This window comes from Clostridium acetobutylicum ATCC 824 (genome assembly GCF_000008765.1).
Lineage (GTDB): Bacteria > Bacillota > Clostridia > Clostridiales > Clostridiaceae > Clostridium_S > Clostridium_S acetobutylicum.
The window spans coordinates 3,876,867-3,902,217 of sequence record NC_003030.1 but is presented as its reverse complement, the minus strand read 5'-3'; the positions used below and the strand labels follow the sequence as shown (position 1 = coordinate 3,902,217).

Annotated in this window: 21 protein-coding genes; 17 read left to right on the top strand and 4 right to left on the bottom strand. The window is 31.9% G+C overall.

Annotation, left to right across the window (positions count from 1 at the left end; all coding sequences use genetic code 11):
• The first annotated feature begins 400 nt into the window (after window positions 1-400).
• From esaA to CA_RS18990, 4 genes are all read left to right on the top strand, one after another.
• Window positions 401-3,226 carry a type VII secretion protein EsaA gene (gene esaA, locus CA_RS19000; protein WP_010966957.1) on the top strand — a complete coding sequence of 942 codons (2,826 nt, stop codon included), beginning with the start codon at window positions 401-403 and terminating at the stop codon, window positions 3,224-3,226.
• A 181-nt stretch (window positions 3,227-3,407) separates the two neighbouring features.
• Window positions 3,408-3,767, top strand: a complete 360-nt coding sequence (locus tag CA_RS20300; protein WP_010966956.1) for a helix-turn-helix domain-containing protein — start codon at window positions 3,408-3,410, stop codon at window positions 3,765-3,767.
• Between the two features lie 130 nt (window positions 3,768-3,897).
• On the top strand, window positions 3,898-4,719 hold the full coding sequence (locus tag CA_RS20295) for a tetratricopeptide repeat protein (RefSeq protein WP_010966955.1): 822 nt from the start codon (window positions 3,898-3,900) through the stop codon (window positions 4,717-4,719).
• A gap of 495 nt (window positions 4,720-5,214) precedes the next feature.
• The gene (locus CA_RS18990; protein WP_010966953.1) at window positions 5,215-5,775 is read left to right on the top strand and encodes a protease inhibitor I42 family protein; all 561 of its coding nucleotides are present in this window, start codon (window positions 5,215-5,217) and stop codon (window positions 5,773-5,775) included.
• Window positions 5,776-5,819: 44 nt separating this feature from the next.
• Here the strand turns inward: CA_RS18990 and CA_RS18985 are convergent, their stop codons facing one another.
• A complete protein-coding gene (locus tag CA_RS18985) occupies window positions 5,820-6,029 on the bottom strand; it encodes a hypothetical protein (RefSeq protein ID WP_013913632.1) in 210 nt (69 codons plus the stop codon).
• Between the two features lie 263 nt (window positions 6,030-6,292).
• On the opposite strand from CA_RS18985, the gene CA_RS18980 reads away from it, so the two are divergent.
• From CA_RS18980 to CA_RS18970, 3 genes are all read left to right on the top strand, one after another.
• Window positions 6,293-6,748: an SRPBCC family protein gene (locus CA_RS18980; RefSeq protein WP_010966951.1), complete on the top strand. Its 456-nt coding sequence runs from the start codon at window positions 6,293-6,295 to the stop codon at window positions 6,746-6,748.
• Window positions 6,748-7,161, top strand: a complete 414-nt coding sequence (locus tag CA_RS18975; protein WP_010966950.1) for a VOC family protein — start codon at window positions 6,748-6,750, stop codon at window positions 7,159-7,161. The genes CA_RS18980 and CA_RS18975 overlap by 1 nt, the downstream gene beginning before the upstream one ends.
• Before the next feature lie 153 nt (window positions 7,162-7,314).
• On the top strand, window positions 7,315-9,423 hold the full coding sequence (locus CA_RS18970) for a methyl-accepting chemotaxis protein (RefSeq protein ID WP_010966949.1): 2,109 nt from the start codon (window positions 7,315-7,317) through the stop codon (window positions 9,421-9,423).
• Between the two features lie 281 nt (window positions 9,424-9,704).
• Here CA_RS18970 and CA_RS18965 read toward each other — a convergent pair whose 3' ends face one another.
• The gene (locus CA_RS18965) at window positions 9,705-10,295 is read right to left on the bottom strand and encodes a TetR/AcrR family transcriptional regulator (protein WP_010966948.1); all 591 of its coding nucleotides are present in this window, start codon (window positions 10,293-10,295) and stop codon (window positions 9,705-9,707) included.
• Window positions 10,296-10,464: 169 nt separating this feature from the next.
• Here CA_RS18965 and CA_RS18960 point away from each other — a divergent pair, with 169 nt between their 5' ends.
• The 3 genes from CA_RS18960 to CA_RS18950 all read left to right on the top strand — a co-directional run bounded on the left by CA_RS18960 (window position 10,465) and on the right by CA_RS18950 (window position 13,261).
• Window positions 10,465-11,202 (top strand): MBL fold metallo-hydrolase, encoded by a 738-nt coding sequence (locus CA_RS18960; RefSeq protein ID WP_010966947.1) that lies wholly within the window; start codon window positions 10,465-10,467, stop codon window positions 11,200-11,202.
• Between the two features lie 13 nt (window positions 11,203-11,215).
• The gene (locus CA_RS18955) at window positions 11,216-11,500 is read left to right on the top strand and encodes a DUF4491 family protein (protein WP_010966946.1); all 285 of its coding nucleotides are present in this window, start codon (window positions 11,216-11,218) and stop codon (window positions 11,498-11,500) included.
• Window positions 11,501-11,656: 156 nt separating this feature from the next.
• The gene (locus CA_RS18950; protein ID WP_010966945.1) at window positions 11,657-13,261 is read left to right on the top strand and encodes a glycosyl hydrolase family 28 protein; all 1,605 of its coding nucleotides are present in this window, start codon (window positions 11,657-11,659) and stop codon (window positions 13,259-13,261) included.
• Window positions 13,262-13,335: 74 nt separating this feature from the next.
• Here CA_RS18950 and CA_RS18945 read toward each other — a convergent pair whose 3' ends face one another.
• On the bottom strand, window positions 13,336-15,351 hold the full coding sequence (locus CA_RS18945; RefSeq protein WP_010966944.1) for a penicillin-binding protein 2: 2,016 nt from the start codon (window positions 15,349-15,351) through the stop codon (window positions 13,336-13,338).
• A gap of 527 nt (window positions 15,352-15,878) precedes the next feature.
• Between CA_RS18945 and kdpF the strand changes: the two genes are divergently transcribed.
• The 7 genes from kdpF (at window position 15,879) to CA_RS18910 (ending at window position 24,191) form a co-directional block, all read left to right on the top strand.
• Window positions 15,879-15,956, top strand: coding sequence for a K(+)-transporting ATPase subunit F (gene kdpF / locus CA_RS20485; protein WP_077833587.1), 78 nt, complete (start codon window positions 15,879-15,881; stop codon window positions 15,954-15,956).
• 19 nt (window positions 15,957-15,975) lie between these two features.
• On the top strand, window positions 15,976-17,649 hold the full coding sequence (gene kdpA, locus CA_RS18935; RefSeq protein ID WP_010966943.1) for a potassium-transporting ATPase subunit KdpA: 1,674 nt from the start codon (window positions 15,976-15,978) through the stop codon (window positions 17,647-17,649).
• A 21-nt stretch (window positions 17,650-17,670) separates the two neighbouring features.
• Complete coding sequence (kdpB, locus tag CA_RS18930; RefSeq protein WP_010966942.1) at window positions 17,671-19,728, top strand: potassium-transporting ATPase subunit KdpB; 2,058 nt, start codon at window positions 17,671-17,673, stop codon at window positions 19,726-19,728.
• Window positions 19,729-19,748: 20 nt separating this feature from the next.
• Window positions 19,749-20,363 carry a K(+)-transporting ATPase subunit C gene (locus tag CA_RS18925; protein WP_043943629.1) on the top strand — a complete coding sequence of 205 codons (615 nt, stop codon included), beginning with the start codon at window positions 19,749-19,751 and terminating at the stop codon, window positions 20,361-20,363.
• Between the two features lie 2 nt (window positions 20,364-20,365).
• Window positions 20,366-20,710: a hypothetical protein gene (locus CA_RS18920; RefSeq protein ID WP_010966940.1), complete on the top strand. Its 345-nt coding sequence runs from the start codon at window positions 20,366-20,368 to the stop codon at window positions 20,708-20,710.
• Between the two features lie 66 nt (window positions 20,711-20,776).
• Window positions 20,777-23,479, top strand: coding sequence for a sensor histidine kinase (locus CA_RS18915; protein WP_010966939.1), 2,703 nt, complete (start codon window positions 20,777-20,779; stop codon window positions 23,477-23,479).
• A 13-nt stretch (window positions 23,480-23,492) separates the two neighbouring features.
• Entirely contained in the window at window positions 23,493-24,191 is a 699-nt protein-coding gene (locus tag CA_RS18910) for a response regulator (protein WP_010966938.1), read from the top strand.
• Between the two features lie 222 nt (window positions 24,192-24,413).
• On the opposite strand, the gene CA_RS18905 is transcribed toward CA_RS18910, so the two are convergent.
• Window positions 24,414-25,340 carry a L,D-transpeptidase family protein gene (locus tag CA_RS18905; protein WP_010966937.1) on the bottom strand — a complete coding sequence of 309 codons (927 nt, stop codon included), beginning with the start codon at window positions 25,338-25,340 and terminating at the stop codon, window positions 24,414-24,416.
• Window positions 25,341-25,351: the final 11 nt, after the last annotated feature.

Sequence of the window (25,351 nt, the reverse complement as noted above, 5' to 3'; positions counted from 1 at the left end):
GTTAAATACTTTTACACATCATAGCATGGACTTTTCTATAATTAAAATAAGCTGAACCATGCAAAGCGAATTACAGCTCTCATAAACAAGACTGTAAACAAAAAATTAAATATTCCAGCTATAAAAAAAACAACTGGAGAGAAGTATTGATTACTATTTAAAAGCATCCTTTTAACCATGAGAAGTTAACCAAGAAGAAGAAATCGGAGATATTGAAAAATATCTATAAATATTTGCAGAAAAATGATAGCTTAGGAGGAGTTTTGCTATATAATAAAAGAACTACTTGTTATAGGAATATTTGGCAACATTGATAATAGAAAAATTTTAAGCTATAATATTGTAACTAGTGAAACTTTTTGAAAAACCAGTGTATAACAGACATTAAAGGAGAATAGAAATGCGAAATAAAACAAAGATGACAAATTCTAAGAGTTTTTCGGAAAAATTTGATAAGAAAATGAAAAAGTCTCGTCTGATTGAATCAGGTGTTATCCTTTTTCTGCTTGTTTGTGTGGCTGGTCTTACGTTTTTGCTGAATAGGAATCTTCATAAACAAGTACAAACAGTACAAACTACAAAGCCGATTATTGCTCTAGTTAATGAAGATCAGCCCCAAACGTTTAATGGCACAAATTATAACTTTGGTGAAACCTTCGTGAACCTTGTGTCGAATGACAATAAGTATAATTGGCAAGTCCTGTCACGCTCGGTAGCAAACAAAGCCTATGCTGATGGTTCTGTTGATGCTGTTATTTATCTTCCACAAAATTTCACGCACAATATTTTAACACTTCAGGCATTAAATCCTCAAAAAGCGGAGCTAGATTATAAAGTACTTGCATCTAAGTCACAGCTGAACAATAAACTCTTGCAAGATAAGATCGTGAATGTGCTTTATGATTTCAATACTTCCATTGTCAAGATGTATTATGCTTCTGTGGCAGGAAATGTCGCAAATGCACAAACGAATATGGGCAATGTTGTTAAGAGTCAAGGCACGCTCCTCTCATCACTTAATGATAATGTGTATGGACCTTTTCAGACAACCAACGAGTCTTATAGTTCAGTTGTTTCCATTGCAAATGGTTTGAAATCTGAAAATGATAGTTGGATTCAAGAACAAAACAGCTTTACCAATTCAGTCGTTAATCTGTTGAACGAAAGTAGTTCTTCATTCAACGGAATGCTACCAAATCTAACCAATTATTTTGATACCCAAAGGAAGATCACTGATATTAACCTTACAAATGCCAATCAGGGTATTACTAATCAAGCAAACTCGGATAAAAGCTACTATTATGACCAGTACACAGCAGCATATAATAAGGCGGTGCAAGCCGTGCAGCAGTTTCATAATACGGATGCTTCTGGCAATGAAACAGGTGTCTATGCAAAATTAAAAAATCAAATTTCGAGTTATAACACTTTGATTAGTGGGGTACATGACAACATTGGTACACAGATTGATAGTTTGACAGGCAAACAAACAACACTATTAAATCTTGAAAAAGATATGTATTTACGATTCTACGGACAAGATATTAGTCCAACACCAGATAAAACTGATTTTACTAGTCTTGAAACAGCAGATAATGCAAGAAGTGCAATGGCTAAAATGATTGCAACTTCCTTTGGCAAAAGAGATAATATCTCGGGAACAGCTTATCCTAAAACGATAAACAATCTCTTGAGTAATTTGTCAGTAAATGTGGGGGACTATGATACTCTCTTAGCTACACTAGTGAAGAATGGTTCTTTGACGCCACAACAAAAGGATACCTATGAAGCTAAGTTGGGGGTTCTAAAAAATTATGCTACAGCATTTGGAATCAAAACAGCTACTGCAGATTTTAGTGCTGCTCCAACGGTAAATAATAGTAATGAGAATTTTACAAAACAAATTACAATTACCGTACCCAAAGCTACTGAATATACTTTAAAACTTCAGGCTTCAAATGGACTTTCTAACTCAGGGATTTCTATAGTTGGAAAACCTACGGGGACAGGTGCAATAGTTAACCCAGATAATTCTGTGACTTTGGATAATCGAACAACAAGTATAACCGACAGTAAAGGTAATGTCACGACTGCACCGACAACTAGTCCGATGACTTACGTTGTTACATATAAAGTGGATTTAGGACAAGCAGCAAGTGGAACGGTAACAGCGAGCGTTGATAATGGTTCAGGTGGTACAGATTCGTCTGTTGAAAATTTTGGTCTTATTCCTGCAAATGCAATTTCTGAATATGCAGGAGGCAGTCAGTTTGGCTATATCTCGACCTTACTCAATAATATTGATACTGCAAGTAGTCTGATTACTTTCCTTTATGGAGCACCAGGGGCAACTTATTCTGATATAAAAAGCTGTACTAAGGTTTCTGACTTTCAAGAAGCAAGTCAACAATCTATTTTCAAGATGTATGGTAATATGGACGTCACTCAAATTATGAGTCGATTGAGCGATGATGATGTGAAGCAATTCATGAATTATGGAAAAGCCAACATTAAAAATGTTACGGATACTCTGACAACGTTGAATTCAAATATTGCAAGTATTCAAAAAGAGAAAGCAACCTTGAGCGATAATTTGCCAAGTAATTACTTTAGTCAAGTGTCAAGTGATTTGCAGGCTTGGTATAATCAAACAATGGATACGCTGAATGCAGAATACAAAGCGTGGACAACAAATAATACAATATTACTTCAAGAAAAACCTTGGAAGGAATATAACCAAAACGATCTTGTTCTTTGTTATGATAAAGAAGGTGGGGATTCACTTTATAGCACTATTTCTGACATGGTGAATTCAACTGCGAAACAAGCTGAAGATACGGCGGCAAGTGCACAAATCATCAAGAGTAATGCAGCTGAGTTCGATCAAATGGTGGATACGGTCACCAAGACACAGAATGATGCAAAGAAGGTCATTGATAATACGAATAATCTGTTAAGTACAGGGAACGATGACTTCAAAAATAGTCAAAACTACTATAAAAACTTTGCAGCTACTTTATCTAACACAAGGACAGATGGTGTAAAGGCGGATAATATCTTTAATTTCTTTGCTAAGCCATTGTCCACAAAAGATATTACCCCAAAATTAGCTAATATTACTAAGGACTTTGATTGGCGATGGGTTGTTATCTTCGTGATAGGACTCCTTGTTGGTGCCTTAGGTAAGACTTGGATACGACATAAGCCAAAGTTTGAAGAAAAATAAACAAAGGATGGGAAAATGACTCCCATCCTTATATTTTTTATCTCTCTTATAAGAATAATTTCTACATAATCTCATTAAATGCAAATAGGCACAGTAGCAGCATGACTTTACATATTATTGAAGAAATGCTATACTGTAGTAAAAAAATTTTGTTACCATATTGAGGAAGTGATAAAACTATATGACTAGCATTTTAACAATTGGAGAAAAAATAAAGAAATTAAGAAGTGAATATAAATTAAATCAAGATGATATTGTAGGTACAGAACTCACACGTAATTTAATTAGTCAGATAGAACATGGAAAAGCCAACTTAACAAGAAGTACAGCAGAACTTATTATTAGAAATACAAAAGATATATTAGAAAAAAGAGGTGAAACTCTAGATGAGGGTATAAATGTAGAGTACCTTTTGGAAACAGAAGAATCCCAAGCTAAAAAGGTGATCGCCTCATACATACAGGACCTTAAGGAAATCAGTGTGTACAAGGATAATCGTTTTAATGTTTTGCTTGAAAAAATAGAGAATTTATTATCGTAAATGGGAATTGCCAGATTTAAAGATTCAAATATGCGAGATTGCAGGGGATTACTACACAAATGTAAATAATCACCTCAAGGCGTATATATATTATGAAAATGTAAAATATTTAATTGGATGTCAAACTGATATGAGAAGAGTAATTTCTATATTCCGTAAGCTTTCCGCAGTATATTGTCATACGGGTAATTTTGCTGAGGGAATACGTGTTTGCAAATACGCACTTGGAAGATTTACTGAAATGGAGGATAAATATAAATGTATATTTACCTTCAACATGAGTCTATATTATAACTATCTTGGGGAATATGGGAAGGCGTTAAATGCAATTACTGGTTTTGAATCTGTAATAAAAGCTACATATGAAGACAGATATTATAAAGTATTGTTATTAAAAGCGGATTGTTATTATGGGGCAGAGCGTTATGCTGAATCTTTAAGTATTTACAATAAGTTGATAAGTATTACTTTAAAAGATGATTTTAATAATTTATGTGTTTACTATAATAACATGACGCAGGTTTATTTACGTATGGGTAAAAGAGATATGGCTGTAAATTGTATAAATACAGTTATAAATAATCTTCATAATATTTCTGATGATTTTGAAGCTTTACCACAAATATATGCTGAATTAGGTAAAAGTTATCTTATGATGGCTGATAATGATAAAAGCATTAAGTATTTGACAATAGCTTTAAAGCTATCAAAGGATTTCAAATACTATAGTGTAACGAAAGATATACTCAATGAACTTTCCAAGATAAAAGGGAATAGTAACAAACTAAAACTTAAGGATGAATTTATTATATTAACTGAAAATATGGGTAGATCCTATGATAGTCTTAATCATAGTTTGGTATTCAATATAATACAATATTATACTAGGTTGGGTGATGTCGCATCGATTAATGAACTTTGTGAGTATTGTAAGGAAAGGAAGGTTGGGTAATATGAACTCGAGGGTAAAAAAATTATTGTTTTTGGTACTTTGTTCCTTTATTATTATAGGTTATTTATCTGTTAATCACATTTCGGTATTAGCCAGTTATCCTGGTTGGAGTTGGTAGTTAATTTAAATGAAAGTACTGATTACATATATCGGTACTTTTTACGTTTACCATTAAGCAGGCATAGTTTACCTATTTACAAAGAGTTTGACTTTTGGTAAGCTATAAGCTTTACTGCGAAAATATTCATGAATGACTTTATACTTCATTTGTATTTACTTACAATAATTACAGTAATATAATAAATTACGTTGTGAGTGTCCTTCCTAACCCTCTAAAACGGTATTGAGAATTAATTGGGTTACTATAGTTATTCCTTGACACTCACAAATAAATTCTATCAAATATTATATAAAAAAGTTATAGCATTTTAACAGCATCAGGGAATATTAAAAATAATCTAGGATAATGAAATATTTAGTGATGAGGTATGAAAAATGTATAATAAAAAAGCACTGATGTCTTTAATTATTATTTTCATAGTGATTTTCTCTGGATGTAATTATAGTAAAAAAGCAAATATATTAAATCCAAATAATAAACAAAAATCTAATAATACTTTTAAAAATAATTCAATAGACCAATTTTTAAGCAAACAAAAATTTGATATTTCACAGGATATAAATAAGAAAATACTATATGTATATCTTGGAAAAGAAAAAATTAAAAAGTATACAGTAACTAATAATAGTTTTGTAAATATAAATGTTGATACAAATAAAATGTTTGTTATATCATTACATGAAAGTAGTATTATTTGTGCTAAGTGGAGATTACAAAATAGTATGGATAATTCAAACGTTGAGCTTTTAAAGAATAAAAGAATGAATATTCCATTTAAAAATTCTAATGATTTAGTTGGAATAGATTATACTAGAAGAAATTTTTATTTTACGACATTAAAAAAGGGGTTTCAAGCTATTACGTTTAAGTATGTTAATAGGAATGCATCAGTTTCAGAATGTTTTACAGTGACAATTAATCTTAATATAAATTGAATACTTAGTTGTAATATTGGCAATTAGAAAATAATATAGAGGAATTATTTATTCTTTCTCATTTCCTCTAATATTAGAAATGTTGATACGGCTACCACACTAGCTAGAAACAATACTGAAAATGTTATTATGTATGAACGTGCATTTTCAACAGAATCTCCATCGAAAAATTCACCTAGATTAGCAGAAATAATTGCACCACTTAAAAAGACTAAGAAACCTATTAAGAATGATTTTATATGTTTTGAATTCATTAAAAGCCTCCTTGGTTGGTAAAATATAGTGAAAAACTTGTGTATGAATTATAACACAAAATAGCCTTTTTTTCTACATAGTTATATTGCAATAGAATAAGCCAGAAGTAAAATAAGAGGACTTAAAACAAAAGTGTTCATAACGATAAGTTAAAGCGTTATGAGCACTTTTTATTTTAATTAATAAAATTCATAAGGATAATTCAATTAAATAGAGGATATATTAACAAAAGAACTACATAAAGAATATAAAAGCAGAGGAGATGATTAATATAGCAGTAGATAATAGTATAAAAATAACTATAGAAACCACTGTTAATGCTCCTATAGATATGGTGTGGGAGGCTTGGACAGAACCAGAACATATAAAGAGTTGGAATCATGCCTCCGATGATTGGCACACTACAGAAGCTAAAAATGATTTAAGAGTGGGAGGAAGGTTTGTTTCTAAAATGGAAGCAAAGGATGGCAGCTTTGGGTTTGATTTTGGCGGAACATATAATAAAGTAAGGTTATATGAGTTTATTTCCTACATAATGGATGATGATAGGAGTGTTGAAATTACTTTTAAGCCAGAGAAAGATAAAACCTATATAGTTGAAAGCTTTGAAGCAGAAAAAAGTAATCCTATTGACCTGCAGCAAAAAGGTTGGCAAGCGATTTTAGATAATTTTAAAAAATATGTTGAGGAAAATAAGTTAAGAGGAAGGGAGAAATAATGGCAATACAAGCGTATATAAATTTCGATGGAAACTGTCGTGAAGCTGTTGAATTTTATGCTGAAGTTTTTGAAACAAAGAAACCTAAAATTATGGTATATGGTGATATGCCTCCTAAAGAAGGGGCTAAATTTAATGAAGAAACAAAAAATTTAGTACTTAATGCTGCGCTTGAAGTAAAAGGAAGCACTATAATGTTTTCTGATATTGTTCCAGGTATGAAGTTAGTTGTTGGAAATAATATAAGCCTTGTAGTTATAATCAATGATATTGATGAACTTAAGTTGATTTTTAATAGGTTAAAGGAAAAAGGCACTGTATTGATGGAGCTTCAAGAAACTTTTTGGAGCAAGTGTTATGGATATGTAGTAGATAAGTTTGGAATAGAGTGGCAATTAAGCTATGAAGAATAAAATTAGGGACATGAGTAATAAGAGGGGTGAAAACGTTGACAAATAACGACAAAAATTTTGTTAAGTTAAGCCAAGTAATTAAAATGTATTAGTTATTTTATATAAAAGACGATAAATCTCCTATGGGCAATTAAAAATTAGGAGGAAAAATACATGAAGAGGATTTTTTACCCCGGAATTAGGCTTATGAATAAGTTAAAGTATTCTAAAAAATTTTTGTTGATTTTCATGGTATTTTTGGTACCACTTGTTGCAATACTCACTTTTCTTATTAATCAGCTTAATAATGATGTTACAGTAAGTGATAAGCAAATTAAAGGACTAAACTATATTAATGAAACAACCCTTTTATTAAAGCATGTACAGCAGCACAGAGGCTTAACTCTGATGTTCATAAATGGAAACGTAACAGTTAAGGATAAGATAATTGCAAAAGAGGCAGAGGTAAAAAGTGACATAACAGCTATAAATAAATTAAATGAAGAATATAAAACTAAAATTGATGTTAATGATGAATGGAACAACATAAAAAATGATTGGTCTTTACTGAAAATAGAAGATACGAAATACAAAGGCAAAGAGGTTATTGACAAGCATATTGTTTTAATAAACAAAATAATGCAGCTTAATTATGATATTTCAGATAGGTCAAATTTAGTACTAGAGAAAAAGATAGATAGATTTTATTTGGTAGATACGATAGTAAATAGACTACCGATGGTAGCTGAAAACATGGGATTAGCAAGAGGTGTGGGAGCAGGTGCAGCAGCTAAAAAATCAATAACAAGTGAAGAAAAATCTAAACTTCTATATTTATCTCAAGCTGCAACAAATAATTTGAATTCTTCCATAAGAGGTATGGATATAGTATATAAAACCATGCCTGAATTAAAGGAAAAGTTGAGTTCAGAGACAACAAAGGTATTTGGTAGTTCAAAAAGTTTAATTAATATAATAAATAATGAATTATTAAATAAAAGTGAAATAACTATAGATTCAGAAGAATATTACAATACGGCTACTAAGACTGTAGAAGATATATACTCATTAATAGGAAATGAATCTTCTGAGCTAATGAATGCATTAAAGTTAGATAATAGTTTTGCTAGAAATGTACGAACTTTTGTATTATTGATTTCGGTTTTAACAATGCTTGTGTTAATTTATCTATTTATATCCTTCTATCAAGGTATAAAAGGAACAATAAAATTAATCGAAGAAGGTACAAGCAGAATTGCAGAAGGAAAGTTAGATGAAGGTATAGTACATGATACTAAGGATGAAACAGGTCTTATAGTAAACGCATTAAATAATATGCTAAAGTCTTTTTCTTCTATGATTATGGCAAGTAAAGATGTTTCTAGTGAGGTTATTAATTCAACACAAACTTTAGCTAAGACCACAGAAGAAACAGCTAATGCTGCAAATGATGTTGCAAATTCAATTCAAAATGTTGCAGAAGGAGCAGATTCACAGCTGCAAATTTCAAAAGATGCCTTTGAAGCAATTGAGAAGATGTCAAAGGATATAGAGTATATTGCAGAACAATCAAATAAAGTTCTATTTGCTTCAAATGAAATGAACGAGTTTGCTATAAAGGGTAATGAATCTGTGCTTGAAACAGTTAGCATGATGAATAATATAAATAATTCTGTTAAGGAATCTAATTCTACTATTTATAGTTTAGGAGAGAAATCAAAAAATATAGGACAAATTATCGATACAATTACAGATATAGCAAATGAAACTAATTTATTAGCGCTAAACGCATCAATAGAAGCAGCAAGGGCAGGGGAAGCAGGTAAGGGTTTTTCTGTTGTTGCTGATGAAGTAAGAAAGTTAGCTGAACAGTCGTCTTCTTCGGCAAATAAAATTTCAGAAATAATACATTTGATACAACAGGAAAGTGCTGATTCAATAAGTAAGATGGATGTTGTTACAAAGAATGTTAATGAAGGCTTAAAGGTAGTAGGTGAGGCAGGAGAAGATTTTAAAAAGATACTAGAAGCTATAAGAAGTATAACAGATCAAATAAAAGGTGTGACAGGAGTATCAGAAACTATATTTAGTCATTCTGAGAAAGTAACCACTACAGTTAAGGAAGTAAGACGAATAGCTGGAGATTTTTCAACTAGTGCACAAGAAGTAGCAACAGCTTCACAAGAAGAGCTTGCAGCAATGGAACAAGTGTCTTCCTTAGCTAGTGTACTTAACAAAAAAGCCGATGAATTAGAGCTTCTTATAGAAAAATTTAAAGTTTAGATAAATGCTAAAAGTAAACATATATTAACATGGAATTAACCTTAAGCATCATTTTGTTAAAACGGATGTAACATTTAGGCTATATAATAATAAGTGAAATGAGCCTAGTTAATTTTGTTGATTTATAAGTGTAAAGTTATTGTTGTTTCTCCTTTGATGAATTTATGAAGACATATCTTGGTAGCTTCCGTCTCATAAATTCAGCAGCATCAAGAATAGAGAAGAAATCAAGGTAAGAGTAATCTTACACATGATTTTCCTATATCTAGTGCTGCATTTTTTTATGCATTAATATAGCTTTTTATCATTGATATCAGTTCTTTAATTAGAGTTTCTTTGTTCAAATTAGTGTCTGTTGAGAATGTAATTACGTGAACTGTATTTTCAATTGTAGTATATATAAGAAATAGAGCTTCATTAAAATTAAGATTTTTAAATTCATTTTTGTAAGGTTCAACTAGTTTCTTAAAAGAATCAAACTTTACCTTCTCATAACCCACAATTAATTTCTTTATATCATCATCAGCTAACTCCATTATGTTGACTTCCCTATGAAATTCAGGATGGTATTCATGAGCCTTAAGCGCAATTTTTATGGATTCATACAAAAAATCATCGAGGTTAGAGATAGTGCCGTTTATATTTGAAAATGATATTTTTGATATGTTATCATAGTAATCTTTTAAAACCTCTATAAAAAGTTGTTTTTTATCCTTAAAGTAAGAATAAAAGCTTCCTATTGCAACCTCAGCTCTTGAAGCAATTTCATTAGAACTTGTGCCAGTGTAACCTTTCTCTGAAAAAAGTTCAAAAGCTGCGTTTATTATTTTACTTTTAGTCTGTTTTCCACGTGTTTGTTTAGGATTTCTCAATTTAAATTATCCTCCAATTGTTAGGTTTCTATGCGAATATTTTATCATTAAGGTATATCATAGTCAATATAATGTGAGCTTGTATTCATATTATATTGACTGAATGGAAAGAGAAGAGTATACTTAAAATATGAATATGAGCTCGTATTTTAAATGGGAGGATGATTATATGATAACAACTAAGTTAAAGTTAAGTGTAACCAATGACTACCTTTTGAGGATAAATGAAAATAGATATGTTTTGATTGATACAGGATACAAAGAGGATTGGAAGCTTTTTCTCAAAAGACTAAAGGAAAATGGTATTAAAATTAATGAAATTTCATATGTAATATTAACGCATCATCATGATGATCACGTAGGATTTTTAAATAAATTGGTAAGTGAGAATAAAGATATTAGGGTTGTTATGTCGGATAAAACAAACGAACTTATTAAAGTAGGGGAAAATGATCAAACACACGGAGGAGGACTTATAAATAAAAGAATAGAGTTTTTAATTAGATATAAGAATATGTATGTTTCAAAGGTTTTGGGAGTAAAGAAAGAAAATAATCTTAAGTTTCCACCATATGAAAGTAGAAATAACGATATTATTTTTACAGGAGAGGTTACTTTAAGGGAGCTTGGCATAGATTTGCCTGGAAAGATTATTGAAACTCCAGGACATACTATTGATTCAATTTCTATATTATTTGAAGATGGAGATTGTTTTGTAGGGGATGCAGCTGCCAATATGCTTAAACTCTGTGGTACTAAGAATTGTGTTATTTTTATCATGGATAAGAAACAGTACTATGAAAGTTGGGACAAAATGATAAAAGTGGGAGTTAAAAAGGTATATCCGGCTCATGGAGGAGAGTTTTCTGTAGGTAGATTAAAGAAAAATATTTGGCGAAATTTATAGAGGGGGAGTTTTTATGAATTTTGAGGGGATTATAATTGCGGCAATTTCATTTTTTATTATAGGAATATTTCATCCTATTGTAATTAAATTGGAGTATTATCTAACAAAAAATATATGGCCATTGTTTTTGATTTTAGGGATTATTTTTATAATAATATCTCTATTTCAAAAGCAAACTGTAGCAGCTGCAATAATGGGCATAATTGGGGCTACTTGTATATGGAGTATTAAAGAGATATTTGAGCAGGAGAAGAGAGTACAAAAGGGATGGTTTCCTAAAAATCCTAGAAAAAAGTAAGGAAAAAGGATTAACAGAATAGAAAGAATACGTATGGCATAGTTAAGTAAAGGTATTCTTATAGTAATAAAACTATGTCATTTTTAAAGAACTTGAATGAGAAATTAATAGTTAGTAAAATGTAGTTACAGTACCAAATTAAAGGAGGAATTTAGAATGTTAGGGAAATATAAATTACAAGCAATATTAGCTGCCACTGCGTTGTTATTTAACGTTTTATTTGTTAACGTTAACGGGAAAATTGTTAGAGCTGCTGATACTAGTAATGTACCTCAAAATGTTATCGTTCCTGATTTAGGTTATTCAGATAGTTCTATTACGTTAATATGGGACAAACCAACTGACTACTCGAAGGTTGTAAGTTATGATGTGTACGTAAATAATTCTTTAGCTGCTAATACAAAGAAGCTAAATTATACGGTTACAAATTTAAAGCCTAATACAGCGTATTCATTTAAGGTTAGAGCTAAGTATTCAGATAGTACAGAGTCTGAAGATAGTTCAGTAATAACACAAAGCACTACACCAACCTCTCAAATTTTTGATGTAACCAAATATGGAGCAGTGGGAGATGGAAAAACTTTAAATACTGATAAGATTCAAGCTGCAATAAATGCTTGTACAGACGGAGGCACTGTTGTAATTCCACAGGGAACTTTCCTATCAGGAGCAATTTATTTAAAGAGTAATATGTCACTTAGAATAGATGGAACACTTCTTGGCAGCGATAATGTTAATGATTATGCATTTACAAGTAAGAGGTTTCCATATTATACTACGAGCAACTATATGGGTTTAATAAATGCCTATACAACTAACTATGGAAGTATTTCTAACGTTAAAATATACGGAAATGGCACAGTGAGCGGAGGAACCTATACAAGTGGAAAACTCACTAAGCTAGGACAAGCTCAAACAAACTTAAAGGGAGATAAGGCAAGAGGCGATTTAATAACAGCAAAAGGGGTAACAGGTCTTTATCTTGGTGGAGTTAATATAGTAAATCCATCAGAGCACTCTATATTTATAAGCTATAGTAAAAATGTAACAGTAGATGGGATTTCAGTTAAAACCTATGGTATACACAACGCAGATGGTATAGATATAGCTAATACTAGTGTAGCAAACATATTCAATAGCTATTTTGATAACGGAGACGACTGTATAAACCTTAATGCTGGATATGGGGCTGATGCAGTAAAAGAGAATATTCCTGATAATAATATAAGAATATTTAATTCTAATACTGGACGTGGACACGGAGGAGTAGTTTTTGGTAGTTATACTGGAGCCTGGATTCAAAATGTTTCAGTTGAAGACTGCGATTTCAATGGAACTAATATAGGACTTAGGTTTAAAACAAGTAAAGAGATAGGCGGAGGAGCTAGAAATATAACAGTAAGAGATGTTACTATGGAGAACATTGTAAATGATGCAATATCTTTTGATAGCAATTACGGTCTTACAGATGTTGATAATCCTGCACCAGTACCTGGATATTTTCATGATGTAACTTTATCTAATATAATGTGTAAAAAAGCTGGAGGCTACGGAATATGGGTTAATGCTCTTCCATCACAATATAATGCAAACTTAAGTTTAAACAATATTACATTAAATTATTGTAAAAAGGGAGCATCTATAAATTATCTTCAAGATAGTACTTTTACAGGAGTTAAATTTGTTAACAGTGGCAATACACCATGGGCAAGCTCAAATACCACTAATGTTAAATACATTAATTGTACACCTCAGCCCTAGTAAAAATTAGCTTTTCAAGCTGTATATCGCATAAAAAATAGAGTTTTAGCACCAAGTGCTAAAACTCTATTTTACTATTTACCGAATTGCTGAAATATTGATTTTACATTAGGTACAACATAACCACTGCCGCCTTTTCCTTTTACATTTTCGTACATTTCAAGTACTAAAAGCTTTGGATTGCTTGGATTTACAGCTATAAACCATCCATTTTCTGTTCCTGTAGTATCTGTTTGAGATTTCTTTATCTCTGCGGTTCCAGTTTTACCTGCAAGAGGTAAATCAGGCATGTATGCACCATGGCCTGTACCTTCTGGATTAGAAACAACTTGTGTAAGATCATTTATTATGGTATTTATAGTATCAGGTTTAAAAGCATCCTTTATTAAAACCTTGCTTTGAGTTCCCTTATCAGAATTTAAATAAGGCGCAACTATATTTCCATTGTTTACAAATGCGGTATAAATTGAAGCAAGCTGTACTGGATTCATAAGAACTTCGCCTTGTCCGTAGCCTGAATCTGCTAGTTGAATATCATCTTTTATTGAACCGTTTGAGGTTATTTTTGAGGTTTCAAGTCCATATTCGAAAGGCAGATTTTGTCCAATACCAAGCTTCTTTGTTTCTGATAAAAAGGCGTCCTTTCCAATAGCAAGAGCTGTTTTAGCAAAGTATATATTATCTGAGTGCACAAGAGCATTTACAAGATTAGCAGGTTCTGAGTAAGCTTCATCCCTTGTGACAAAATAATTTCCCCAACTGCTGTTTTCCTGCCATTTTAATCCTGAGATTTTTTTATCTTCATCTATATTTAATTTTCCAGCATCAAGGGCAATAGCTGCTGTTATTGGTTTAAAGGTTGAACCAGGTGCAAAGGTAGTCTTAAAGCGATTTAAAAGAGGTTTATTAGCGTCATTTTGAAGTGCGTTCCACTTATCACTAGGCATACCTAAAACAAAATCATTAGGGTTATAAGAAGGAGCACTTACAAGAGCGAGAACTGCTCCAGTTTTTGGATTTAATGCAACAGAAGCTCCGGAATCAGCTTTGTATTCATCGTACAATGAACTTTGTATATTAGTATCTATAGTTAAGTTAACATCTTTTCCGTTCTTAGGAGCTTTTTTAGCTATGGTTTTAATTTTTTTATCATAATTACTATCAATGTAAATTTCAGCTCCATCAGTTGCTTTTAACTGCTTCTCATATATTTTTTCAAGACCAGCTTTTCCAATTACATTGTCTCTGCTATAACCTTTAGTTTTGAGCTTTTTTAATTCATCTGCACTTATGTTTTGAACATAGCCTGTCAGCATTGCAGCTTTTTCTTTCAGAGGATAAACTCTAGCAGGTGTTTTAGTAATCATTATCCCTGGTATTTTTAAGAGGTTTGACATCTTGTCCGTATCATCTGTAGATAATTTGGCAATTGATATAAACATATCTGGCTGAACATAAGAGGCTGAAAGCTTTTTACTTATGCTGTTAACATCTACTTGTAAAATATCTGCAATCTGCTTTTTTGAAGCTTCAGTATCTCCAGTAAATTTATTAGGAACTATACCAACATTCTCTATATATCCATTTTGAGCTAGATATGAACCATTTGTACCTTTGATTTCTCCTCTTTTAGCAGGAGTTTTCTCAATTCTTATTTTATATCCTTTTTTTAAATCAGGATGAATCATTTCGCTGCTCCAATTTAAATACCAAGTATTATTGGATTCTTTAAAAGAAGCAGTGTCATTAAAGGTTACTTTGCCCGCAACTGTGTTCATTGTGACCTTAAAGGGGATAGGTACATTTCCCTTGGAATCTTTCTTATAGGAGCTTGGATACTCTGGCATAACAGAGATTTTGTTTAATTCGATACCATCGTAAATATTCTCGTATCTTGATACAAAATCTTTTTGAGAAATAGATTTTTTACTATCTGTACTCAAGATACTATACATGGTTTTATAGTCATTTTTATTCCAAGCATTTATGTATTTTTCAAAAGAGGCTTTTGGAGTGTCAGAAGAACTGCATCCAAATGTAAATGAAATTGTTAAAAGAAGGGTTAAAAGCAACAAGTATTTTCTTTTCATAATTTATCTCCTTGATAATTAAATATTTTTTATATTGATAAAAAGCTTTTCATAGGTATACGGTACTTAATATAAATGTATAGTTTATATACAATAATTATAGTATTATATTTTAAAATTGGGAATAAAAACTTGTTTTGTTATTTAATAAACCTGAAAGATATATGTAAGAGCTTCTTAATTTGCACAGAGATAATATATTTCCTGGGAAACAAGAATAGTTTTTAATAATTAAATGAAATATCAAGGGAAGATAAAGTGGAATTTTATCTTCTCTTTTTTGCGTAAAAGCTTGAAAACATTATCATTTGAAATCTTTATACTTTCTTAACACCTGCTCTTAAAATCTTAACTCAAATTTTATATATATGGTGTTAAGATGAAGGCATAAGCGATAAGAGGAGGGATAGATATGCTTGATGTTATTTTTCTAGTATTAATAGTTCTAGGCTTTTTATTTTTAAGGTATTTTATAAACTGGTGTGAAGGAACCATAAATAAGAAGTAGTTTTTAAGGGGGATTCAATATGATACTTTTAGCTATTATAATCATTTTTCTATTTATATATTTGTGCTATGCATTATTTAATCCTGAAAAATTTTAGGTAACGAGGAGGTTAAGATATGGAAATATTACAAATAGCAATTATTCTTATTGTGTTCGTACTTCTTTGTATACCTATAGGAAGATATATGTACAAGGTTTCAGAGCACAAAAAAACTTTATTAGATCCAGTATTAGATAAGATTGATGGCTTTATATATAAGCTTTCAGGTATACAAAAAGAAGAGGAAATGAACTGGAAGCAATATATTTTTGCACTTTTAATGTGTAATGCAGTTCCAGCAATTATAGGGTATATAATTTTAAGAATTCAAGCAGTAGGTATTTTTAATCCTAATCATGTAAAGGGAATGGAACAAGGACTCACCTTTAACACAATAATAAGCTTTTTAACTAATACAAATCTGCAAGATTATGCAGGAGAAACTGGAGCCTCTTATTTATCGCAAATGATAGTAATTACATTTTTTATGTTCTTTGCTGCTGCAACAGGAATAGCAGTTGCATTAGCATTTATAAGAGCACTTTCAGGCAAGAAGAAATTAGGAAACTTCTATGTTGATCTTGTAAGAATTACAACAAGAATATTACTTCCTCTATCTATAATTGTCGCTATATTTTATATTGGACAGGGAGTACCACAAACACTTTCGGCAAATAAGACAGTTACGACAATAGAAGGAAAGCTTCAAAATATTCCACTTGGTCCAGTTGCAAGCCTTGAAGCAATAAAGCTTATTGGAACAAATGGGGGAGGCTTTTTTAGTGCTAATTCATCTCATCCTTTTGAAAATCCAACACCGCTTACCAATTCAGTGCAGATAATAACCCTGCTTTTACTAGCAGGATCAATGGTAGTATGTTTTGGACACATGATAAAAAAGAAAAAACAGGCAGTAGCCATATTTGCAGCTATGATGGTACTACTTTTAGCAGGAGCAGCTATATGTTTTTCCGCTGAGAAAGCAGGAAATCCAGCACTCTCACGTATAGGCTTAAGTCAGAGCATGGGAAACCTGGAGGGGAAAGAAGAGAGGTTTGGAATAGCAGGGTCTAGTTTATTTACCACAGTCACAACGGATACCTCCTGTGGAGCGGTTAATAATATGCACGATTCGCTAACACCAATTGGAGGAGCTGTACCTCTTATAAATATGATGCTAAATGTAATTTTTGGAGGCGTTGGAGTTGGCTTTATGAACATGATAATGTACGCCATTTTAACAGTTTTCCTCTGCGGACTTATGGTAGGAAGAACTCCAGAGTTTTTGAATAAGAAAATTGAAGGCAAAGAAATAAAGCTAGTAGCTTTTGCTATAATTGTGCATCCATTTTTAATATTAATGTCTTCAGCTTTGGCGCTTACAACAAAACAGGGACTAGCAGGAATATCGAATCCAGGTTTTCACGGACTTACACAAGTTTTATATCAATTTACCAGTTCAGCAGCTAATAATGGTTCTGGATTTGAAGGGCTTATAGATAACACGATGTTTTGGAATGTCTCAGCAGGTGTGGTTATGTTTCTAGGAAGATATTTATCTATAATAATACTTTTAGCAGTAGCAAGTTCTTTTGCGGCTAAAAGAGCAGTACCGGCAACGCAAGGAACCTTTAAAACCGACAACACTATTTTTACTGTAACGTTAATAGTTATTATAGTTATAATTGGAGCACTTACATTTCTTCCAGCAGTTGCACTTGGACCTATTTCAGAGTATCTAACGCTATAAAGCATAAGGGGTGAGGTCATTATGAAAAGTAAAAAGTCAAAATTTATTACAAAGGATATATTAAAGGAAGCCATAATTGAGTCTTTTAAAAAATTAAACCCTAAATATATGATGAAAAATCCGGTTATGTTTGTGGTTGAGGTTGGATTCTTCGTTACAATTTTATTAACCATTTTTCCAAGTATATTTGGAGATAAGGGACACAATTTAAGAGTATATAACTTAATTGTAACAATCATTTTATTTATAACGGTGCTATTTGCTAATTTTGCAGAGTCTGTAGCTGAAGGACGCGGAAAAGCTCAAGCAGATGCACTTAAAAAGACCCGTAAGGATACAATAGCAAAGCTCATAGGAAAAGATGGTAGTATAAAAACTATAAATGCAAATGAGCTTAAAAAGGGTGATGTAGTTCTTGTAGAAAATGGAGATGTAATACCAAACGACGGTGAAGTGGTTGACGGAGTTGCATCTGTAGATGAATCAGCAATAACAGGAGAATCAGCACCTGTTATGAAGGAGCCAGGAGGAGATTTTGCATCAGTTACAGGAGGAACAAAGGTTGTAAGCGATTGGTTAAAGGTTGAAATAACAGCAACACCAGGAGAATCCTTCCTTGATAAAATGATTAATCTTGTAGAAGGTGCTTCAAGGCAAAAAACTCCTAATGAAATTGCACTTAATACAATACTTGTTAGTCTTACTTTGATATTTTTAATTGTCTTGGTTGCACTTTACCCTATGGCAACATACACAGGTGTAAAGATTCCTATGTCAACCTTGATAGCACTTTTAGTTTGTCTTATTCCAACAACCATAGGAGGACTTTTATCAGCAATAGGTATAGCAGGAATGGATAGAGTTACAAGATTTAATGTAATAGCAATGTCAGGAAAAGCAGTAGAGGCTTGTGGTGATGTTGATACAATGATTCTTGATAAAACAGGAACTATAACCTATGGAAATAGACTAGCAGCTGATTTTATAACGGTTGGAGGTGCAGATAAACAAAAATTAATAGATTACTCCGTTATGTGTTCTTTAAAAGATGATACCCCTGAGGGTAAGTCAATAGTTGAACTTGGAAAACAGTTAGGTATAACAATAGATACTAAAAAATATGAGAGTATAGAATTTGAAGAGTTTACAGCTCAAACAAGAATGAGCGGAATAAAGCTAGAAAATGGAACTGCAGTTAAAAAAGGAGCATATGATGCCATAAAGAAAAGAGTACAGGAGTTAAAAGGAGTTATTCCTAAAGATTTAGATGAAGCTGTAAACAAGGTAGCAAAGCTTGGAGGAACGCCACTTGTAGTATGTGTTGATAATAAAATTTATGGAGTTATATATCTTAAGGATACAGTAAAGCCAGGCTTAGTTGAGAGATTTGAAAGGCTTAGGGAAATAGGTATAAAGACAATAATGTGTACAGGGGATAATCCTTTAACAGCCGCAACTATAGCAAAGGAAGCTGGTGTGGATGGATTTATAGCTGAGTGTAAACCTGAAGATAAGATAGAAGCTATAAAAAAGGAACAGGACGAAGGAAAACTTGTTGCAATGACAGGTGATGGAACTAACGATGCACCAGCACTTGCTCAGGCAGATGTTGGTCTTGCAATGAATAGTGGAACAACCGCAGCTAAAGAGGCTGCTAACATGGTAGATTTGGATTCGGATCCTACAAAAGTGCTTGAGGTTGTAGAAATCGGAAAGCAACTTTTAATAACAAGAGGGGCGCTTACTACCTTTAGTATAGCAAATGATGTTGCTAAATATTTTGCTATAATACCAGCTATATTTACAATAGCAATACCAAAAATGCAGCTAATGAATATAATGCACCTGTCTACTCCTTATAGTGCAATACTATCGGCACTTATATTTAATGCGATAATAATACCGGCATTAATACCTATTGCAATGAAGGGTGTAAAGTACAGACCTATGAAATCAGAAGCTCTTCTTTTAAGAAATATGATTGTATTTGGTTTTGGTGGAATTATAGTTCCGTTTGTTGGAATTAAGATAATTGATATGATAATAACCCCAATGGTTAGAATCCTTAATTTAGGATAGAAGGAGGCATGGTTTAATTGATGAAATATTTTAAAAGTGCTCTTAGATTAGGTATTGTTTTAATAATAATATGTGGACTTATATATCCACTTTTTATAACGGCAGTAGGGCAGACAGTTTTTCATAATAAAGCAAATGGAAGCATAGTTACCTTTAAGGGTAAGGAGGTTGGCTCTGCTCTTTTAGGACAAAACTTTACGGATAAAAGATTTTTTAGAGGAAGAGTTTCTTCTGTAAATTATAATACCTACACTAAAAATGACTCAAATAAGGATGAAGTGGCCTCTGGTTCACAGAACCTAGCTCCATCCAATAAGGATTTAAAAAATAGGGTTAAAAAGGATATAGATGATTTCTTAAAAACTCATCCAGGAGTGAAGAAGGATGAGATACCTACAGATCTTTTAACTAGCTCGGGCTCTGGATTAGATCCAGATATAAGCCCTAAAGCAGCTGAAATTCAAGTGCCTTCTGTATCAAAGGCAACAGGCATAAGCCAAAGTAAACTTAAACAAATAATAAAAAAATGTACAGAAGGTAGGACTTTGGGAGTACTTGGAGAGGAAAGAGTAAATGTTCTTAAGGTTAATCTTGAGGTAGCTTCAATGCTAAAGAATAGTAAAATAGGTGAGTAATAATGAGAAAATTCACTTTTGTAGTTGTTTTATTGTTTATAGTAGGTTCAATTAGCTATTATTTATTTAGAAGTTTAAGGGAATATAGATTCAATCCTTATTCAGGAAAGTATTTATCAAAAAGAGGAAATGTGATTTTAATATTGAATAATAATGATGACAACTGTACTATTATAAATAATGAATATAGAGATGTTTTCTCTACAAAAGCAAAGTATCTTGTAGTAGATAATAGGATAAAAATAAGGATTGATAATAAATATAATTATGTAGGTAAAAGTGTTATTAAAGGCATTTTCAAGGGGAACTCATTAAAGCTGGGGAATGATATTTATTATAAAAAGTAGTGTAATCTATGGGTAAGCTGTCATAATAGTTGAGCGGTTTACCCATATTAAAATGGGGGAATTTATATGGATATCAACTACGAAAGACCTGATCCATATTATCTTTTAAACAAAATAGATAAGGAAGAAAAAAATAAGAATAGAGGCAAATTAAAAATCTTTTTTGGCTATGCAGCGGGTGTAGGTAAAACCTATGCAATGCTTAGAGCTGCTCACTATATGAAAGAACTTGGAAAGGATATAGTTATAGGGTATATAGAGCCTCACGCAAGGATGGATACAATGTCACTTACAAAGGGGCTTCCACAGATACCAGTAAAAAATATAGATTATAAAGGAGTTATACTAAGGGAATTTGATGTAGATAAAGCGCTTTTAAGAAAGCCTGAAATAATTCTTGTAGATGAATTAGCGCATACTAATGCAAAAAGTCAAAGGAATAAAAAAAGATGGAAGGATATAGAGGAGCTTTTGGATGCAGGAATTGATGTGTACACCACTTTAAATGTTCAGCATATAGAAAGCTTAAATGATATAGTTGCAAATATAACTCATGTTTCAGTAAGAGAAACTATTCCAGACAAGGTATTTGATGATGCAGATAAGGTTGAATTAATAGATATAGAACCAGATGAGCTTTTAAAGAGATTTACAGACGGTAAGATATATAGGAAAGAGCAGGTTAAAAGGGCATTCAATAATTTTTTTACTAAGAATAATTTATATGCATTAAGAGAAATTGCCCTTAGAAGAACTGCGGATAGAGTTAATTTTGAAATAGAAATTGCAAGATTATCAAAGGGTCAAATTACAGTAATGGCAACCTCAGATCAAATACTTGCGTGTATAGGAACCTCACCATCTTCGGCAAGAATAATAAGAACTGCTGCAAGGATGGCAGAATCCTACCATTCAAAGTGGATAGCACTTTATGTTGATACTGGTAGAAGCTTAGGTAAAGCAGATAAGGAAACCCTCAATGCAAATTTTAATCTGGTGGAGCTTTTAGGTGGGGAACTTGTTACTGTTCATGGAGAAAATGTTGCAGACCAAATAATAAGATATGCAGAGCTTAGAAACACTACTAAAATAGTAATAGGAAAAAATCATAAAAGAACAGGAACTCTCCTGCATTTTTATGCTAAGGATGTAGTAGATAAGCTTATGGATTCAAATTCTTATATAGATGTCTATATGATACCGAATTCATCTTATTATAGAGATCACAAAAATAGTATTTTATCAAAAATAAGTATTCAGCATAAAGGATCAGTTAAGGATGTATTAAAAGCAATAATAATTATGGCAATTACTACAGATATAGCTGAACTTTTTAGTTACATGGGCTTTAAGGATGTCAATGTTATAATGATATTTATACTTGGTGTAATAATTGTATATATGGCAACTAAAGGGCAAATTATGGGGATAATATCATCCATAGCAGCTGTATTAGTGTTCAATTATAGATTTACTGAACCTAAAAATTCTTTTATAGTTTATGATAAAAGCTATCTTGTTACCTTTCCAATAATGATGATTGTTGCATTCATAATTGGAAGTCTTACTAATAAGGTGCAAAAGGAAGCTCAAGATTCTAATATGAGGGAAAAAAGGACTCAAACTTTGTATATAGTAAGTGGTAAGCTATTGAGTGCTGTTGGAACCTCCGAGGTTGTGTCCATAGGTATAAAGTATATATCAAGATTAGTTAATAGAAATGTAATATGCTATTTGGCAGACACTAGTAATAAGCTTTCAACACCATTTGTATATAAAAAGGATAAAGGAGCCAAGGAAGAAATCATCATGAGTAAGGATGAAAATGCTGCTGCCTACTGGACCTTTTTAAATGGAAAAGAATCTGGATGTGGAACAAGTACTTTTTATAGAGCAAAAGGGTACTACATTCCTATAAAAATTAAAAATAAAGTACTTGGAGTAATAGGTGTATCGTGTCCAAGTGGTCCTTTAAGACCTCAAAAAAAGGCTGTGGTTGATACAGTTACAGGTCAAATAGCTATTGCCCTCGATAGAGAGATACTTTCAAAGGAACAAGAAAAATCTAAAGTTGAAATAGAGCGTGAAAGGCTTAGAAGCAATCTCTTAAGATCAATCTCACATGATTTAAGAAGTCCACTTGCAGGTATAAAGGGAGCGGCAAGTACTATACTTGAAAATGGAGAACTTATAGATGAAAAGAGAAAACAGGAGCTTATAAATGGAATATATGAAGATACTGAATGGCTTATAAGATTAATTGAGAATTTGCTTAGTATGACAAAGTTTGATGAGGGGAATACAAAAATAAAAAAAGATGTGGAGTTAGTGGAAGAGGTTGTTTCCGAAGCAGTGCAAAGAAGCTCTAAATACTTCAAAAATCATAAGATAAAAGTAAGTGTGCCAGAAGATGTTATAATGGTATCGATGGATGGAAGCTTAATTGAACAAGTTATAATAAATCTTTTAGATAATGCTTCAAAGTTCTCACCTAAAGGTTCTACTATAGAAATTAAGGTTTACGAAAAAAAGAAGGATGTTGTTTTTGAAATAATAGATGAAGGACAGGGTATTTCAGAGGATATACTTCCTAATATATTTGATAGATTTTTTACAAATGGAAGCAAAATATCAGATTCAAGGAGAGGAGTAGGACTTGGACTGGCTATTTGTAAGTCTATAGTAGAAGCTCATGGAGGAAAAATAGAGGCTGTTAACAAAGGTAGTGGAGGAGCTATCTTTAAGTTCAATATTCCTAAAGAGTTATAGTGGAGGCGTTAAGATGGATAATAAACCTTATATTCTCGTTGTAGAAGATGATAAACCTATACGAAATTTTATAACTACAGCACTTTCAACACAAGGCTATAAATATAGCGAAACAGATAAGGGAAATGAGGCTATTGCACTTTCTATGGCTAATAGTCCGGATTTAATAGTGTTAGATTTAGGTCTTCCTGATATCGATGGTATTGAAGTTATAGGAAAAATAAGGGAATGGTCTAAGGTGCCCATAATAATTGTTTCAGCAAGGGAAAATGAGCGTCAAAAGGTTGAAGCACTTGACAAGGGGGCAGATGACTATATTACAAAGCCTTTTGGTATAGGAGAACTTCTTGCTAGGATAAGGGTATCGTTAAGACATGTAAATGCAGGAAAGGCAAAAGATAAGTCTATTGATTTTTTTAAAGTAAAGAATTTATCTGTGGACTTTGAGAAAAGACGAGTTTCTGTTAATGGGAAAGAAGTTCATTTAACGCCAATAGAGTATAAAATAATGTTCTTACTATGTAAATATTCAGGAAGAGTTTTAACTCATAATTTTATAATAAACGAAATATGGGGAGCATCAGTAGGCAATGAAAACCAGTCCCTTAGGGTATTCATGGCTAACCTAAGAAGAAAAATAGAGAAGGATCCAGCTCAGCCTGAGTATATCTATACAGAGGTTGGAGTTGGCTATAGATTGATTGATGAATAAAGTGCATGAATAAGGATTTTGCAAAACTGATTTTAGTTCGGCAAAATCTTTATTTATTAAAAATCAAAATAAATCATAGTTAATATAAGATGTATATAAATTATTTACATGTAAAATAATAATAAATAGGAATTTTTGTGATAAGTATAGAGTTGAAGTGCATTCATATAATAATAAGAGCTTATTGCCTAAGGGAAGCTTAAGCAATAAGCTGTAAAAATTTTAGAGACTAGATAAGTATTTGGCTGTTCCAATTGCTATTTTTGGATTTTTGCTTGGATCCATCCATTTTAAAATTTGTACAAGAGATGTTTCTGGAATTCCTACACATCCAGGAGTTCCACCTCCATTTCGTGGTGCTATGTGAAAAAATATGGCTGACCCATTTCCAATAATTTTATTAGTTCCATAATTATAATTGATTGCTGCTGCATATTTGTATGATGAAGTTGTATAAAGATTTTGGTAGTTTCCATGACCAAAGCGGGTTTCAGGAGAACCTTTATAGGTTACCCAAGTGTTATATTCCTTTATAGTACGTGAAGAAGACCAATAATCACCAGGATGTGTTCTTTTATATTCCATCTTAGTGCCTGGATTTGGAGCACTTCCAAATTCAAACAGAAAGCCAAAGATTCCCTCAGGGGTCTTAAGATCTCCTTCTTTTTTATTTAAACTGATACCTTTGACGCCAACAACACCTTTTGTGGTTAGTTTTAAACGCCAGGTATTAGAATTATCTTTTTCATAGGTGAAAAGTTTCATAGCTGTACTAGATTCATTAGGGGTTTCAACGATAATAGCTTGACCGCTATCTTTTAATGGGAGTTTATCTATAAGTCTTGTTTTATTTGTATATAATCTTTGGGATTTACTTGTATTCTGGGCAGAAGCTGTAGCAGCTACAACTTGTGTTTTTGATTGAGTATCTTTAACTTCAGTTTTTTCATTTTCTTTTTTTGTCGGTTTAGGTTTTTGTGCTTTATGTTTAGAAGTAGATAAATTAGTTGCTGTAATATTTCTAGATTTATGATATGATGAAATGAAAATCGAGCCTGTAAATATAATGCAAAGACCTATAATAATAGAAATGGCTCTTTTATTGAAAGATAATGTTTCTATGATAGATTTCATAAAATTACGTTTCAAAATACTTCACC